Genomic DNA, 16,032 nt, shown 5'->3' with positions numbered 1-16,032 from the left:
CGCCGCTCAAAGCCCCCAGATCGCGACGATCCCGACGGTGGTCACGACCGAGAGCAGGAGCTGGAGCGGCCCGCCGACGCGCAGGAAGTCGGTGAACTCGTAGCCGCCGGGGCCGTACACCATCAGGTTGGTCTGATAGCCGACCGGCGTCATGAAGGAGGTCGCGGACGCGAAGGTCACGGCGAGCAGGAACGTGAACCCGCCAGCGTCGAGTCTCGCCGCCGCGTCGACCGCGATCGGGATCATCAACACGATCGTGGCCACCGGCGTGATCACGTTCGCGAGTAGCCCCGTGACGACGTAGAACAACAGCAACACGCCCACGAGCGGGAGGACGGTGCCGGTCGCGACGAGCCCCTCGGCGATGAGGGCGGCCCCGCCGGTCGCCTCCATCGCGAGCCCGAGCGGGATCACGCCGGCCAAGAGGAAGACGACGTTCCAGGAGACCGCGTCGTAGGCGTCCGCCGAGGAGAGGCACCCGGTGACGACCATCGCGAACACTCCGCCGAGCGCGGCGATCACGATCGGGAGGACGTCGAGGGCGGCCAGCCCGACCACGGCGGCCATGATCCCGACCGCGACCGGCGTCTTCGGCGAGAGCGGGGCGATCTCCTCCGCGTCCGCCTCGTCGAGCCGATCGAGCGCGTCCTCGTGGATCACGAGGAGGTCGTCGCCGTCGGCGAAGTAGTCGACCGACTCCGGCGTGGTCTGGACCAAGAGGAGGTCGCCCGCTTCCAGCGGCACCGACGAGAGGTCGGTTCGGATCAGCTCGCCCCCCCGGCGGATAGCGAGCACCGTCATGCCGTGAAACGCCTTGAGTCTGGACTCCGAAAGGGTCTCCCCGAGGAACCGGGACGTCTCGGGAACGACGGCCTTCCCGAGCCGGTCGGACGAGTCCGCGTCGGCGAACGTCTCCTCCGTGACGCCGCCGCGGTCGACTCGGTCGAGTCCCAGCCGTTGTCGAAAACGGTTCACCGTCGTCCGCGAGCCGTTGACGACCACCACGTCGCCCGGCTGGAGCCGCTGGTCGCTTCCGGCGGCGAGGAACGCCTCGCCGTTCCGCCGGATCTGGAGCGGCGTCACCGCGCCGTCGGTCCGCTCGTCGACCGCCGCGACCGGGAGCCCGATCGCGTTCGAATCGGGCCCGACGCGGAGTTCCGCGAGGAAGTCCGCGAGTTCGAACTCCTCGACGAGGTCGGCGTCGACCGGGATCCGAGCCGGGGTGAGCCACCGGCCGACGGTCATCAGGTACGCAAGCCCGACGACCAGGACCACCACACCGAGCGCGGTGAACTCGAACATCCCGATCGGCCCCCGATCGAGCAGCGTCGCGGCGAACTCGCTGGCCAGCAGGTTCGTCGAGGTGCCGATGAGCGTCAGCGTGCCGCCGAGGATCGCGGCGTACGAGAGCGGCATGAGGAGCTTCGAGGGAGAGACGCCGGTCTCGTTCGCCAGGTCTGTGATCATCGGGATGAACACCGCGACGACCGGGGTGTTGTTGATGACGCCCGCTATGGGGCCGGTGGTCCCGATCGTCGCAGCCAGCGCGCGCGTCTCGTCGCCGCGCGTGAAGCGGGCGAGGTAGATCCCGAGCCGCTGGACCAGTCCCGTCCGCTGGATCCCGGCGCTCAGCATGTACATCGCGACGATGGTGACCGTCGCGGTGTTCGCGAACCCGGAGATGGCTCCGCGTGCGCCTACCCCGGTCCACGGCTCCAAGGCCGCGAGCGCGACGACGATCCCGATCGCGGTGATGTCGGTAGGGATGATCTCGGAGACGAAGAGCACCAGTGCGACCCCGATCAACGCGAAGACGACGACCGCGGCCGTCGGAACGCCGGCGATGACCATGACTACCGCATTCGGAGCGACCGTATATCGTTTCGGGGATCCGTCGAGATCAGTGGAAAACGACGGCCTCGCTCCCTCGGTGGTCAGTACAGATGAGTACGCTATCGATTCGCGGTGGCGTCGCCGGCGCTTCGCGCCGGCTTCAAGCGAGAGCTTCGCTCTCGCCCTGCGCCGGTGAGCGCCTGGAGGGCGCGAACCGCCCGCGAGGTCGTCGGCGCGAAGCGCCGACTGCTCGGAAATCTCTGATTTCCGGTGGAGTCGACCGGCCGGAGCAACGCGGAGGCCGGTCGACGAGGCTGGGGAGGCGTGAGGTGCGGTTGCGGGGCTGTGCGGGGCGGGACTCAAAGGGGCAGTCGCGAGGAGCGCGTAGACGTTCACGAGAGCAGAGCTCTCGTGAGCCAATCAGAACGCAGTGCGTTCTGATGACGACGTAAGTACCGGAGGGAGCGAACGGAGTGAGCGACCGAGGAACGCAACGAGTGTACGCGCTCCTCGCGACTGGGGCTTTGGAGGTGTTCTCCGAAACCGCGCTCGTTGCTCTGTAGTACCGAGCGACTGGGGCTTTGGAGGTGTGCCCCGACGTCGCGCTCGCTACTCTGTAGAACCGAGCGACTGGGGCTTTGGAGGTGTGCTCCGACGTCGCGCTCGCTGCTCTGTAGAACCGAGCGACTGAGGCTTTGGACGTGTTCACCCCGCCAGCAACGATCCCGTTCTACTCACCCCGATACCTATCGAAACAACCGTACGACTAGCAATTCACGTCGACCGGCTGTTTCATTCGATATTGCGTCCGTTGAATCGGGTTCCGACGGAGCCGATATCGGTCACGCGAAGGGAGCCATCGCTCGAACGCCGACGGCGTGACTCGGAGAAGCGGGCGCGTCGTATTATTCGATGTGGCCTTCACGGCGGAGCTGGTCGGCCTGGTCGTCGGTGTAGCGCCACTCGACGTTGGCCTTCTCGTCCTGCCAGCTCCACGGCTCGGCGAGGACGACGTCGCCCTCGTTGATCCACGTGCGATACTTCATTCGGCCGGGGATCCGTCCCAGCCGCTCTTTCCCGTCCACACACCGGAGACGAACGTGGTTGCCGCCGAGGTGTTCCGTTACGACGGCGAACACTTCGTCGTCTGAGGGCATTCGGAGGTTCCGACGCCCGGATTCTTCGCTCACGCCGTCAGGTAGGGGGCACGCCGGTATAAGTGGTGGGAGATACGAGCCCGCGTGAGCCACGAGCATAGGTAACACGGAACGAGTGGTTGTGGGGGCCGTACTCGAAGCCGGCGTCGGCCCGTTCGACTGCTCGGCGACGGTCGTCTTCCCGGCGTTCGGCAGCCCACAACGCAGTGAGTCCGCCGAGACGCACATCTGCTCTCCTCCCGGTTGTCGTGGCGCATCCACGACCGATCCAGCGAGCGTCTCCGACCGCTTGAGCCAAGCGTCCACAGTCGATCGGGCCAAGCGTCCACAGTCGATCGGGCCAAGCGTCCACGGTCGATCGAGCGAAGCCTTCAAACCGCGTCCGGGCGACCGCTCCCCATGGACGCACTCACCTTCGAACAGGAGCCCGAGCACCTCTCGCCGGTCGTCGTCGTTGCGACGGTCGCGTTGATCGCCGTCTTCGTCGTCGGCCTGTTGTATCAGGCGATCGCGTTCGTGATCTGAGGGGGCGCGACACGCCGGTCGGACCGAGGCGCGCGGCCGACCCCCCCTAGCCGGGAAACGTCACACAGTAAAGTACCTCTCCTGCGGACACGTCCGTATGAGTAACAGGGAGGTCGACGAGGTGGACAAAGCGATCCTGTACGCGCTCCAGGAGGACGCCCGAAACGTCTCCTCCGCCGACATCGCGGAGCGAACCGGTACCTCGGACAGCACCGTCCGGAAGCGCATCCAACGTCTCGAGTCCGACGGCGTGATCAAGGGATACGGCGCCCACGTCGATTACCAACAGTCGGGGTATCCGCTCCGTATGTTGCTTTATTGTACCGCTTCGATCCCCGAACGCGGCGGTCTCATCCCCGGTATCCTGGACATCGACGGCGTCGTGTCGGTCCAGGAGCTGGTCACCGGCGAACAGAACCTCCTCGTGACTGCCGTGGGCGAGACGGACGACGACATCACCTCCGTCGCGCAGGAACTCCTCGATATGGGGCTCACGGTCGCCGACGAAGTCCTCGTTCGGACCCACGAGACGACGCCGTTCGGCGAGTTCGACCGTCTCGCTCACGCGACCGACGACGGCTGACCGACCACGCGCTCGACGTCCAGTGCCGTCGCGCGACGAACGACCGCCCGCACCGGATCGGCGGTGCCCGAAAGGTTGTCCGAGTCCCCGTCGAGGACGACGAGCTCAGCTCTCCGGCCCGGAGCGACGACTCCACAGTCGAGCCCGGCGATCTCGGCGCCGGCAACGGTGGCCATCCGCAACACCTCCCGGGAGGTCACGTCGAACCGTTTCGCCGCGTACGCCATCTCGCGGAACATCGACGGCGGGTTCAACATCACGTTGTCGGTCCCGAGCGCGACCGTCGTGTGGTCGAGTAGCTCCCGTACCGGCGGGGTGCCGACGTCGAGCACCGTGTTCGCGCGCGGGCAGACCGCGACCGGAACCGAACGGTCAGCGACCCGATCGAGGTGCTCGGGCTCGGCGTGGACCATGTGGACGAGCAGGTCCGGGTCCAGGTCGAGCGCCGGGTGGATGTCGGTCGCGTCCGGTTCGCCGGCGTGGATCGCGAAGGGGAGTCCCCGGTCCTCGCAGGCGGCGCGCTCCGCGGCGAAGTCGTCGTCGTTCGCGCCGGAGGCCCCGTACCCGTCGGCGACGTCGAGGACGGCGGGGTCCCCGCTTCCGAAAACGAACGGCTCGAAGAGGACCGGCTCCGCCGCCTCGCGAAGCGCGCGTGCGCCGTCGATCCCGAACTCGCGGAAGTCCAGACACGAGACCGTGCCGGTTCGGCGCATGAACCGGAGCGTGCGGCGCATCGCCGACACGAGGTCGGACCGGTCGACAGCCGCCAGCCGCCGGTGTTTCAGGCTGTCCGGCGGTGCCACCGCCTCGTCGAGAGACAGGCCGACGGCCGCCTCCTTCGCGACGGAGTCCCCCAGGTGCGTGTGCGCGTTGACGAACGCCGGCAGGATGATATCGGTCGAGTCCGTGCTCGTCTCCTCGACGGCCGTGATCCGTCCGTCCTCGACGACGACGCGTCCACGAACGGGGTCGAACGACGGTCCGGCGAGGACCGTCCCTTCGAGTTCGTCCATGCCGACGCTCGGGACTCGATCACGATACGGTTTTCTGAACGGGCACGTCTCACGATCCGTGAATCCAGATCCGGTTCTCGTTGCGATCCGTCACGAGGGACGAAATCCCGGTCCGGAGCCGACGCGGCCGCTCCGTCCACGTCCTCGTGGTGCTCCCCGACCTTCGATAAACATAACGTTCTATAATGTCCTATTTTCGAACGAACTGTGACTATAGATGGATTTAATACCTGTTCTGTTCTCTATGACCGATAAGACGACCGAAATCGGATCGCGAGCGGGCCTCGTCGATCGGAACGGTCGCACGACGGACTGATCGATGTCAGAACGCACCTCGAAACCGACGGTCGGAGCACTTCCGGACGCCACGGCTGGATCGCCGTTCGCGTCCCTCGCACTGACGTGGCTCGTGTGGTCGCTTTTCGCCGCGAGCGTCGCCGCACTCGTCGCTCACGTTCGACTCGGCGGCGCCTGGGAGATCCCCGGCGTGGTCGGTGTCGACGGCCTGACCGTCCTCCTGTGGGTCGTCGTTAGCTTCTTCAGCGGCATCGTACACAGCTACTCGCGCCGCTACATGGCCGGGAGTCGCCACGAGACCGGCTTCTTCCTCGCCGTCTTCGGGTTCACGGTCGTCGTCATGGGGCTCGCCGCTGCCGACCACCTCGCCTTGTTCGCCGTCCTGTGGCTGGCGATGGGACTGGTGATGGCGGAGCTGATCGGCACCATCGACGGCTGGAGACAGGCACGAGCCGCGGCGCGTGTCGCCCGCACGTACTTCCTCGCCAGCAGCGCGCTCCTCGCCACCGCGTTGACGACCCTGTGGTGGACGACCGGCGAGACGACGGTCTCCGGGATCGCCGCGGCCGCCGACGGCCTCGGCGGGACGGCGTGGCTCGTCGCCGCGGTCGCGCTCGTCCTCGCGGCGATGATCCAGTCCGCGCTCGTCCCGTTCCACGGCTGGTTGCTCTCCTCGATGACCGCGCCGACGCCGGCGTCGGCGCTGATGCACGCCGGCTTCGTCAACGCGGGCGGCATCCTGTTGGTCCGGTTCGCGCCGGTCGTGACCGTGGACGCGACCCTCATGCTCGGGATCGTCGCCGTCGGCGCGACGAGCGCCCTGCTGGGTAAACTGCTCAAGGCCGTCCAGTCGAACGTCAAGGGCGAACTGGGCTGTTCGACGGTCGGGCAGATGGGGTTCATGATCATGCAGGCCGGTCTCGGTTTCTTCGGGGCCGCCATCACCCACCTCGTCCTCCACGGGTTTTACAAGGCGTACCACTTCCTTAGCGCGGGCGAGCGGATCGAACACACGAGTCCGACACATAACGCGCCCCGCGGAACGGGCGTCGTCAGCGTCGGCGTCGTCCTCCTGACCGGACTGGCCGGCGGCGCGCTGTTCGCAGTCCTCACCGGGAAGGGGACGAGCGTCGACAGCGGGCTGTTGCTCACGCTGTTCGTCGTGCTCACAACGCTCCACGCGGCCCACAGCGTCGTCGAACGTGCCTCGCTTTCGACACCGGCCCGCTACGCCGCGGTCCCGCTCGTGTTCCTCCCGGCTATCTCCGTCTACGCGCTCGTTTACGAGGCGATCTCGGCCGTGCTCTCCGGTATCCCGGTCGTTTCGGCCCCGGCCGAACTGAGCCCGCTCCACGCGCTCGTCGCCGTCGTCTTCGTTACCGTATACGTCGCGATAGAGCTCGGCCTCCACGAGCGTAGCCGGCGCCTCTACGTCGTGCTGGTGAACGCGAGCCAGCCCGCGTCGAGCACCCTGTTGACCGCCACGGAGGAATACGATGCGTACTGAACACGCCATCGAGGAACGTATCGAGGAGGCGGCGACGACCGTCGGATCGCTCTGGCCGATCCACTCGTTCGTGACGGCCAATCCGCTCGCGGGCTTCGAGCACCTGCCCTTCGACGAGGCCGTCGGGCAGGCTGTGGACCTCCTTGGCGGTCGCGGCTACCCGAGCCCGGAAACGTTCCGGACCGCCCTCGACCGCGGGCGGATCGACCCCGAGATACTCGAAGCCGAACTGGCCGAACGCGGCTACGAGGCAGCCCCGGAGACCCTGTTGGAGCGCATGGACGCCGACACCGGACGTCCACGCCCCGACGCGGAGGGGACGGACCCCGCCGTACGGCGTGTCGACCGGGTGCTGACGAAGTGGCTCGCTGCGTTCCTCGACGAGGGGCACGCACGGTGGTCGATGCCGAACCGCGAGGAGGGGTTCTACGGCGCCGTCCGGTCCGTGTCAGCGTACGACGGCCGGATACCCGACGAGGGGATCGTCGCCGACCTGCCGGCCTCGCCGATCGACGTCGTCGAAGCCGTGCTGGAGCCGTACCCGGAGAGCCAGTGGACGCCCGTCCTCGAGGAGCAGTTCGCGGCGCTCCCCGGGTGGACCCGATTCGTCAACCGCCGCGTCGCCGACGACGGCGCGTGGCAGTCGGCATACCCCATCACGCGCGAGGGATACCTGGCGGTGCGGCTCGCGTTGCTGGACGGCTTCGGCGTCGACCTCGCACCGGCGACCGACCGCGACGGGGCGACGGTCGGACCGGCCGACGAACTCGCCGACGCGTTTCTGACGGCGTGGGAGGCGAGCTACCGACGTGAGATCGTCGCTCACGTCGCCGCCGAGAGCGAGGCGCTCGACGGTGCGCCGGCTGAGGATGAACCCGCCGACCGCCCGGACGCACAGCTGGTCTTCTGTATCGACACGCGGTCGGAGGTCGTTCGCCGGCACATCGAGGCGGTCGGCGGCTACGAGACCCACGGCTACGCCGGCTTCTTCGGGATCCCGATGGAATATCGGGGCTACGGTTCCGGGGTGTCGGTCGACGCCTGTCCGCCGATCCTCGACCCGAAACACCACCTCACGGAGGTCCCCGTGGACGAGGACGGGCGGGCGAGCCACGACCGCTGGTCGGGCCTCCGCGAGGCCGCGGGCGAGGCCGTCGAGACGCTGAAGACCAACCCCGCGACTGCGTTCGGCTTCGTCGAGAGCGCCGGCAGCGGATACGGGCTGGCGCTCGCGGCCCGTACCCTCCTCCCCGGACGCGTTCGCGACCTGCTCGATAGCGCCGGCGACGCGGTCCCCGACGACCACGAGTTCTGTGACCAGGTCGTCGATCACCGGGAGGATCACGCCGACGGCCTCCCGGTCGGGTTGACCCGCGAGGAGCGGGTCGAGTACGCCGCGACCGCCTTCGAGCTGATGGGATGGGAGACGTTCGGGCGGCTCGTCGTCTTCGCCGGTCACGCCGGCGAGACGGCCAACAACCCCCACGCCTCGAGCCTGGACTGCGGGGCGTGTGCCGGTAACCCCGGCGGTCCGAACGCGCGCCTCCTCGCGACCGTCTGTAACGACGAGGCGGTCAGGGCCGGCCTCCGTGACCGCGGGTTCGACGTCCCCGAGGACACCGTCTTCCTCGCTGCCCAGCACAACACCACGACCGACGAGATAGAGCTGTACGACGGCCACGTCCCCGAGAGCCACGCGACGGACCTCGACCGGCTGCGTTCGGACCTCGACGTGGCTCGCGAGCGCGCGACCGCCGAGCGTCTCGGGTCGACGAACGCCGACGTGCCGACGGACGCTGACGTGCCGACGGACGCTGACGTGTCGACGGACGCTGACGTGGACGGCACTGACGACGCGTCGAGCGTCAGGGAGGCGGAGCGTCGCGCCGCCGACTGGGCCGAGACGCGCCCGGAGTGGGGGCTGGCCGGCAACGCCGGGTTCGTCGTCGGTCCCCGTGACCTGACGAGCGGCCTCGATCTCGACGGACGCGCGTTCCTCCACTCGTACGACTGGTCGACCGACCCCGACGGCGACGCGCTCGAGGCGATCCTCGCGGGACCGATGGTCGTCACCCAGTGGATAAACGCGCAGTACTACTTCTCGACGGTCGACAACGCCGTCTACGGGGGAGGATCGAAGGTGACGCACAACCCGGTCGGCAACGTCGGCGTGTACCAGGGCAACGGCGGCGACCTGATGAGCGGTCTCCCGCTCCAGTCGCTGATGGCCACGGACGACGAACCGTACCACCAGCCGCTCCGGCTCTCGACGGTCGTCCACGCGCCGGTCGACCGCGTCAGCGAGGTGCTTGCCGACCACGAAGAACTGACCGGACTCCTCGACAACGACTGGCTCTCCCTGACGGTCGTCGACCCGACCTGGGACCACCGCGCGTTCCACTACGAGGACGGTCTGGAATGGACGTCGGCGTCCGAGCGTCCCCCCGCTCGTCGGGCGGTACCGACCGCGCCCACGGTCGCGGACGACTGACGGCGACCCGCGGGATCGCGTTCGGCGGATCGGGGTCCGAGGGACCCCCGGATCCGCCGTCCCGAGTCGCATCCGACAGCCGTATGTCTCCGCCGACCGAACCGCCGGTAATGGACCGTCGAGTCCTGTTCGCGATCCTGATCCTCTTCGCCGGCGGCGCGACCGGCGTCGGCGTCGCCATGTTCGCGTTCGTCGGCCTCGACGACACGAACACCGAAGCCACGGTCGTCTGGGAGTCCGAGCCCGCTCCGGGGGACGACGGTACCGGGACTGCGACCGTCGACGTCGACGGCGAGACGCTGGTCGTCCAGCCGACCGTCGAGGACGGCGACCGGGCCGTCCGTGCGGTGGTTCCGGGCGACGGCCGGGCGTGGACGACCCGGATACCGGGAGCGACTGGCGAGACCGACGACGCCGGGAGCGACGCCGAGACCGACGACGGCGGCGACCCGGTCGGCGTGAGCCGGCTCGCGACCGGCACGCTCGCTGGCGATCCGGTGGTCGCGCTGACGACCGCGCCGGGGAGGCTCGTCGTATTGAACGCCGACGACGGCGAGGAGCGGTTCGCCGTCGACCTCGAGGGGTCGGGCGGGACCGCCCCGGCGATCGGCGACCCGACCGGCGACGGCGAGAGCCTCGTGGCCACGGCAGGCACGGACGGGACCGTGCTCGCGGTCGACGGCGAGGGGGAGCCGGTCTTCGAAGCGTCGGTCGACGGGCGGATAGAGCGCCCGCCGTTGGTCGTCACGCCCGATCCCGACCCCGACGGGCGTGACGAGCCGGTCCCCGGCGGCGTCGCGATATTGACGGCGGGAAGGGACCCCGGAACCGTCCACCTCTTCGACGAGTCGGGCGAAACGCGGTGGACGGCGACTCCGGAGGTGACGGCGGTCGGCTGGACCGTCGCGGAGACGCGGCGTGGCCCGGTTCTCGCGCTCGGCGGGTCCAACGGGAACCTCGAGGCGCTGGAGGGTGCGGACGGCTCCTCGCGCTACGAGGTCGGGCTCCAGGATCGACCCGTCGCCGTGGGGGACGTCGACGGCGGACAGGTCCTCGTCGGCGGTGGCGGAAGCGTCTGGGCCGTCAACCTGCTCGACGGCGAGGTCGTCTGGAAACAGCAGTTCGGCGGGCAAACGCGCGTGAACCCGCCGGGGATCGGAGAGCTGACCGGCGACGACACGCCGGAGTCGGCGGCGGTGAACCGCGAGGGCGAGGTGCTCGGGCTGACCCGCAACGGCGAGGTCGTCGTCCGCGGGAGCGTCCCGGAGACGGTCGTGTACGCGGGGCCCCGGTTCGCCGACGCGGACGACGACGGAACCGACGAGGTTCTCGTCGTGGACGGGGACGGCGTGATCCGGGCGCTCTCGACGTAGCAGACACTCCCGACGTAGCAGACACTCCCGACGTAGCAGACGCTCTCGACGTAGCAGACACTCCCGACGTAGCAGACGCTCCCAACGTGGCAGACGCTCTCGACGTAGCAGACGCTCCGGTGAGCGCTCGCGGCTCGGGGGAGAGCGTGCGCTCGTGCCCCTTCGTATCGGCGGGAAAACGAGGAATCGCTCGACAGGAGCCGGAATACGGACCGATTTCACCGGAAACGAGGTGTGTCAACGAGGCGGCCGCTAGCCGGTCGTCGTCGGGTCGATCCGACGTGAGAACCGGGCGAGACCGGCCGTCACAGGTACGCCGAAGTCCGAGGTCGTCGGCCCGGGTGGTCGTCGCCCTCAGTGGTCCTCGTCCTCGTACACCCACGCGGCGGCGTCGAGGTCGTAGTCGACGAGTTCGTCCTCGTCGAAGAACAGGTCGATCTCGCGGTCGTTCGCGCCCTCGTCCTCGTGGTCCGACGCGTGGATCACGTTCTGGCCGAGGTCGAGCCCGAAGTCGCCACGGATCGTGCCCGGGGCGGACTCGGCGGGGTCGGTCTCGCCGACCATCGCGCGGACCTGACGGGTCGCGTCCGCACCCTCCCAGACCATCGCGAAGACGGGCCCAGAGGTGATGAACTCGACGAGCCCGTCGAAGAAGGGCTTGTCCGCGTGCTCGCCGTAGTGCTCGTGGGCGAGCTCCTCGTCGATCCGCATGAACTTGCCGCCGACGAGCTTCAGGCCGCGCTCCTCGAAGCGGGAGACGATCTCGCCGATCAGGCCGCGCTGGACGCCGTCGGGTTTGACCATCACGAAGGTGCGCTCGTCGTGGTGGCTCATCTACTCGCCTCTCTCCCTGCGTCCTTCCTCGGTCCACTCGAGGTCGCGCGCCTCGCGGCCAAGGAAGTAGTTCTTCTCCGCCTTCGAGTCGACGAAGTGGAGTACCTGTCCGTTCGTCTTCACGTACATCGTGCCCGTGCCGGGCTCGATCTCCTCGCCGGTGTAATCACAGGTGCGTGTCTCGACCATGGGTTATCGTCCTCCGATGGCGTCGGCGTCACGCTGGGTCTCTCGCAACTGGAGCACGTCGCCCAGCCGGACGGGACCCAGGACGTTTCGCGTGATGATCCGTCCCTGGTTCGATCCCTCCTGGATGCGGCACTTGACCTGCATGGCCTCGCCGTGCATCCCGGTCTTGCCGACGACCTCGATCACCTCGGCGGTGGTCGAGTCGCCGGGTCCCTCTTCTGCGCTCATGGGTGGTTATCGGAGCTCCGCGACCTTCTCGCCGATGTCCTCGATGTCGTCGGCGGCGTCGCCGGCCTCGACAACCGCGGCGGCGGCGGAGCCGACCTCGAGGCCCGCGGCGTGGCCGACCTCGTCTTGCGTGTCGACGAAGACGACCGGGATCCCCTTCTCCTCGGCGAGTTCGGGGAGGTGCATCACGATCTCCTCGGGCGAGACGTCCTCGGCGACGAGGACGAGCTTCGCGTTGCCGCGCTCGACGGATTTGGTCGTCTCGTTCGTTCCCTTCTTTACCGTACCGGTGTCTCGGGCGACCTCGAACGCCTCGAGCGCTCGCTCGGCGAGGTCGGCCGGGGTGTCGTAGTCTACGTAAACTGGCATGTGTTGTTCACCTATGTCCTCCGTGTGGGCTCGCGTGTCCGTCCCGTAGTCGATCCCTGTCGGAACGGCACATCATCGACCCCACAGAGGGTGTACACCCGGATACTCTTGGACAGCATAAAAGCGCTTTCAAAGCGCTCGAGGCGTGTGCGAGGGTGTGACGAACGATACGTGTGTGGAGGTACCGTGTGTGTGGAGGTACCGTGGTCGATCGAGTCGACGGGACCGACCTACAGCCCCAGGTACAGCTCCATCAGCTCGTCCTCCTCGGAGAGGTCCTCCGGCGGCCCGTTGAACTGTACCTCCCCCTCCGCGAGGATGTACACGTAGTCCGCCAGGCGGAGCGCCGCCCGGACGTTCTGTTCGATCAGCACGACCTGTGCGCCGCGGTCGACGAGCCGCTCTATCAGCCCGAACGCGTCGTCGACGAGCCGGGGCGCGAGCCCGGCCGACGGCTCGTCGAGCAGGAACGTGTCCGCCCCGGTCATCATCGCCCGACCGAGGCTCACCATCATCTGTTGACCTCCGGAGAGGTCCCGTGCTTTCTGGCCGAGCTTGTCCTCGAGCGCCGGGAACACCTCGAGTACCTCCGCCTTGCGGTCCCCGATCGCGGCGGCATCGTCGACGGTGAACGCTCCGACCTCCAGGTTCTCTTCAACGGAGAGGCTCCCGAATATCCCGCCACCCTGTGGAAGCGTCGCGATCCCGTGGGTGACGATCTCCTCGGGTTTCGCTCCGGTGAGGTCGACGTCGCCGTACGTGACGGTGCCGTCCCACACCGGGACGATCCCGTTCAACGTCTTCAGGAACGTCGACTTCCCGGAGCCGTTCGGGCCGAAGATACACGTCACACCGTCGCGGCTCTCGAAGGTGATGCCGTGGAGGACCTGGTGGCGGTCGTATCCCGCCTCGATCCCGGTGGCCGAGAGCGTCGGGACGTCCTTGGATCCGTTTCCGCCGCTCATATCGGCACCTCGTCGTCCTCCGCGGTCGTTCCACCGAGGTACGCCTCCCGGACGGCGTCGTCTTGGGAGACTTCCTCGAAGTCGCCCTGTGCGATGTGGCTCCCGGAGTCGAAGACGGAGACCGAGTCCGCGAGCGTCTTCATCACGTGCATGTCGTGTTCGATGACGACGAACGTCCTCCCCTCGTCGTTCAGCTCGTGGATGTGATCCATGATCCGCGACTCGAGCGCCGGGTTGACGCCCGCCGCGGGCTCGTCGAGCATCACGACCTCCGGATCGAGCATCAACACCCGGCCGAGCTCCAACAGCTTCTGTTGGCCCCCGGACATGCCGCGTGCCTCGTTGTCGGCGATGTGGTCGATCTCGAGGAACTCCATGATCTCCCCGGCACGGTCGCGTTTCTCCTCGCGCGAGCGGTCGTCGTCGGTCTGGACCGCGAGCATGTTCTGTCGCACGGTCATGTTCTTGAACGGGGAGACGATCTGGAAGGTTCGTCCGAGCCCGCGGCGTGCGAGTCGGTGGGGCTCCCAGCCGGTGACTTCCTCTCCGTCGAAGTGGACGCTCCCGCTGTCCGGTTGATAGAACCCGGTAACGGTGTTGAAGAACGTGGTCTTCCCCGAGCCGTTCGGCCCGATGATCCCACGGATCTCTCCTCGCTCGACGGAGAGTGAGATCCCGTCGTTGGCGGTCAGCGCGCCGAAGCGCTTCGTCAGGTCGGTCGTTCGGAGTATGTCGTCGGTCATAGTAGGTCGAACTTCTCCCCGAGTTCCTTCACGTTCTTCCGCACGTCGTCGCGATCGACCTCCCCGCGGAGGATCCCGATGATGCCGCTCGGCGCGAACAGGACGGTGACCATGATCAGGACGCCGATCAGCGGCAGGTAGAACGTGGTCGATCCGAGGAACACCGACGAGAGCCGCTCCAACAGGAACACGAGCAGTCCGCCGGCAACCGGGCCGGTGAGCGTCCCGAGCCCGCCCAGAAGCGCCATAATAACCATCCGGTCGGTGATGATCGGCGCGAGCACGTCGTTCGGGTGGATGTAGACGATGTACCACGCGTGTACCGACCCGAAGACGGCCGCGACGACACACGAGAGTACGTACACCTGTCGTTTCACCCGAGTCGTGTCGATCCCGAGCGACTCGGCGGCGTCCTGGTCGTCGCGGAGCGCCTTCACCCGGTACCCGAACTCGTGGCGTTCGAACAGGTAGTAGGTGAGCGCCATCGTCGCCAGGCACAACACGAGCATCGCGTAGTAGAAGAACGTCTCCGAGATCGCGAACGGAACCGGGACCCCGACGAACGTGTCCGGCGAGCGCGGCAGGCTCAACCCGAAGGTCCCGCCGGTGATCCCGGTCACGAGCGCCGTCTGCTTGATCGACTCGGCGAACGCCCACGTCGCGATCGCGAAGTACGCGCCGGTGAGCCGCAGGGTCGGTACGGCGACGAGGTAGGAGACGATCGACGAGACGACGATCGCCAGTCCGAAGCCGACAAGGAACGGGTAGCCGAACTGTGCCATCGCGATCCCCGCCGCGAAGGCACCGATCCCGAAATACGCGCCGTGGCCGAAGTCGAGGTAGCCGGCGTAGCCGCCGATCATGTTCCACGACTGGGCGAGGCCGATCCACATCAGCGCGCCCAGCCCGATCCGCGCCCAGAAGGCGCCGAACAGGAGCGGCCAGGCGACCAACAGGACGGCGAGCCCGGCGTACCAGTAGCGTGGGTCCCCCGGAAGTCGATCGAGGGAAGGAACGGGTCCGCTCATGTCGCCCACTCCCCCTTACCGAGGATCCCCGCCGGCGACACCAGCAGGACGACGTAGATGATCGCGAACAACACGAGCAACACGAGGTTCCCGCTGATGTACACCGCGGTGAACGACTGGGTGAGTCCGAGGACGATCCCGGCTAGGATGACGCCGGGGAGGTAGCCCATCCCGGCGAGCACGACCATGAAGAACGCGAACGCGGTGTACTGGAGCCCCATGCCGGGGTTCGCCGTGAATATCATCCCGATGAAGACGCCCGCGCTGCCGGTCAGCGCGGCGTACGCGCCGTAGGCGATCGACTGGTACCGGTTGATGTTGATCCCCATCAATCGGGCGTTCGTGCGGTCCTCGGCGATCGCGCGGATCGCCATCCCCCCACGGGTCCGGTACAGGTAGTACATGAACACGAGCAGTCCGGTGACGCCGAAGACCGCGGTCACGGTTCTCACGACCGGGAAGGTCCCGACCCCCGGAACCGTCACTCCCCCCGTCAGAAGCGAGGAAGGGACGTCCTGGTTGTTCGGGCCGAAGATCGTGAGCACCGAGCCGCGGAGGAACGTCGCGAGCCCGAACGTGAAGACGAGCCCCATCAACAACGGATGGGGTCTGTCCCCGGTCGTCACGTGGTGGATCAGCGGTTGGATGAGCGACCCGGCGAGGAAGAACACCACGAGGACGATCGGGATGACGAAGATCCCCTCGGCACCGAACACCGGGGCGAGGACCGCCCCCATGAACGCGCCGACCATCACGTACTCGCCGACCGCGAAGTCGACGACCTCGAGGACGCCGAACGCGAGCGAGAACCCGACGCCGATCGTGATGTAGATCCCCCCGAGCAGGAGGCCGTTGATCACGATCTGTGTGAACAGTCCGATATCGACCATCTACGGG

General features: G+C 67.7%; 16 protein-coding genes. 5 read left to right on the top strand and 11 right to left on the bottom strand.

The window, feature by feature from the left end; translation table 11 throughout:
• Window positions 1-6: 6 nt before the first annotated feature.
• A complete protein-coding gene (locus DQW50_RS00620) occupies window positions 7-1,851 on the bottom strand; it encodes an SLC13 family permease (protein WP_112077395.1) in 1,845 nt (614 codons plus the stop codon).
• 887 nt (window positions 1,852-2,738) lie between these two features.
• Entirely contained in the window at window positions 2,739-3,023 is a 285-nt protein-coding gene (gene eif1A / locus DQW50_RS00615; RefSeq protein ID WP_066417331.1) for a translation initiation factor eIF-1A, read from the bottom strand.
• A 366-nt stretch (window positions 3,024-3,389) separates the two neighbouring features.
• On the opposite strand from eif1A, the gene DQW50_RS18580 reads away from it, so the two are divergent.
• Window positions 3,390-3,515, top strand: coding sequence for a hypothetical protein (locus tag DQW50_RS18580; RefSeq protein WP_255417604.1), 126 nt, complete (start codon window positions 3,390-3,392; stop codon window positions 3,513-3,515).
• 97 nt (window positions 3,516-3,612) lie between these two features.
• A complete protein-coding gene (locus DQW50_RS00610; protein WP_112077394.1) occupies window positions 3,613-4,098 on the top strand; it encodes an Lrp/AsnC family transcriptional regulator in 486 nt (161 codons plus the stop codon).
• Here the strand turns inward: DQW50_RS00610 and DQW50_RS00605 are convergent.
• Complete coding sequence (locus DQW50_RS00605) at window positions 4,077-5,111, bottom strand: amidohydrolase family protein (RefSeq protein WP_112077393.1); 1,035 nt, start codon at window positions 5,109-5,111, stop codon at window positions 4,077-4,079. The two genes, DQW50_RS00610 and DQW50_RS00605, sit on opposite strands and share 22 nt — an antisense overlap.
• Window positions 5,112-5,430: 319 nt before the next feature.
• Here DQW50_RS00605 and DQW50_RS00600 point away from each other — a divergent pair, with 319 nt between their 5' ends.
• From DQW50_RS00600 to DQW50_RS00590, 3 genes are all read left to right on the top strand, one after another.
• Window positions 5,431-6,915: a proton-conducting transporter membrane subunit gene (locus tag DQW50_RS00600; RefSeq protein WP_112077392.1), complete on the top strand. Its 1,485-nt coding sequence runs from the start codon at window positions 5,431-5,433 to the stop codon at window positions 6,913-6,915.
• On the top strand, window positions 6,905-9,406 hold the full coding sequence (locus tag DQW50_RS00595; RefSeq protein ID WP_112077391.1) for a DUF2309 domain-containing protein: 2,502 nt from the start codon (window positions 6,905-6,907) through the stop codon (window positions 9,404-9,406). The genes DQW50_RS00600 and DQW50_RS00595 overlap by 11 nt, the downstream gene beginning before the upstream one ends.
• A gap of 110 nt (window positions 9,407-9,516) precedes the next feature.
• Window positions 9,517-10,779, top strand: coding sequence for a PQQ-binding-like beta-propeller repeat protein (locus DQW50_RS00590; protein ID WP_112077603.1), 1,263 nt, complete (start codon window positions 9,517-9,519; stop codon window positions 10,777-10,779).
• 354 nt (window positions 10,780-11,133) lie between these two features.
• Here the strand turns inward: DQW50_RS00590 and ndk are convergent, their stop codons facing one another.
• From ndk to DQW50_RS00555, 8 genes are all read right to left on the bottom strand, one after another.
• A complete protein-coding gene (gene ndk, locus DQW50_RS00585) occupies window positions 11,134-11,613 on the bottom strand; it encodes a nucleoside-diphosphate kinase (protein WP_112077390.1) in 480 nt (159 codons plus the stop codon).
• Window positions 11,614-11,802 carry a 50S ribosomal protein L24e gene (locus DQW50_RS00580; protein ID WP_112077389.1) on the bottom strand — a complete coding sequence of 63 codons (189 nt, stop codon included), beginning with the start codon at window positions 11,800-11,802 and terminating at the stop codon, window positions 11,614-11,616.
• A 3-nt stretch (window positions 11,803-11,805) separates the two neighbouring features.
• Window positions 11,806-12,030 (bottom strand): 30S ribosomal protein S28e, encoded by a 225-nt coding sequence (locus DQW50_RS00575; RefSeq protein WP_112077388.1) that lies wholly within the window; start codon window positions 12,028-12,030, stop codon window positions 11,806-11,808.
• 6 nt (window positions 12,031-12,036) lie between these two features.
• The gene (gene rpl7ae / locus DQW50_RS00570) at window positions 12,037-12,399 is read right to left on the bottom strand and encodes a 50S ribosomal protein L7Ae (RefSeq protein ID WP_112077387.1); all 363 of its coding nucleotides are present in this window, start codon (window positions 12,397-12,399) and stop codon (window positions 12,037-12,039) included.
• A 230-nt stretch (window positions 12,400-12,629) separates the two neighbouring features.
• Window positions 12,630-13,364: an ABC transporter ATP-binding protein gene (locus DQW50_RS18310; protein ID WP_241964288.1), complete on the bottom strand. Its 735-nt coding sequence runs from the start codon at window positions 13,362-13,364 to the stop codon at window positions 12,630-12,632.
• Window positions 13,361-14,107, bottom strand: a complete 747-nt coding sequence (locus tag DQW50_RS18305; protein WP_241964287.1) for an ABC transporter ATP-binding protein — start codon at window positions 14,105-14,107, stop codon at window positions 13,361-13,363. The genes DQW50_RS18310 and DQW50_RS18305 overlap by 4 nt, the downstream gene beginning before the upstream one ends.
• On the bottom strand, window positions 14,104-15,135 hold the full coding sequence (locus DQW50_RS00560) for a branched-chain amino acid ABC transporter permease (protein WP_112077602.1): 1,032 nt from the start codon (window positions 15,133-15,135) through the stop codon (window positions 14,104-14,106). The genes DQW50_RS18305 and DQW50_RS00560 overlap by 4 nt, the downstream gene beginning before the upstream one ends.
• Window positions 15,132-16,025, bottom strand: a complete 894-nt coding sequence (locus DQW50_RS00555) for a branched-chain amino acid ABC transporter permease (protein ID WP_112077386.1) — start codon at window positions 16,023-16,025, stop codon at window positions 15,132-15,134. The genes DQW50_RS00560 and DQW50_RS00555 overlap by 4 nt, the downstream gene beginning before the upstream one ends.
• Window positions 16,026-16,032: the final 7 nt, after the last annotated feature.

The sequence above is a fragment of the Halorubrum sp. 48-1-W genome (assembly GCF_003287355.1).
Lineage (GTDB): Archaea > Halobacteriota > Halobacteria > Halobacteriales > Haloferacaceae > Halorubrum.
Note: the sequence above shows the minus strand (reverse complement) of the source record. Positions and strands in the feature narration are given on the sequence as shown.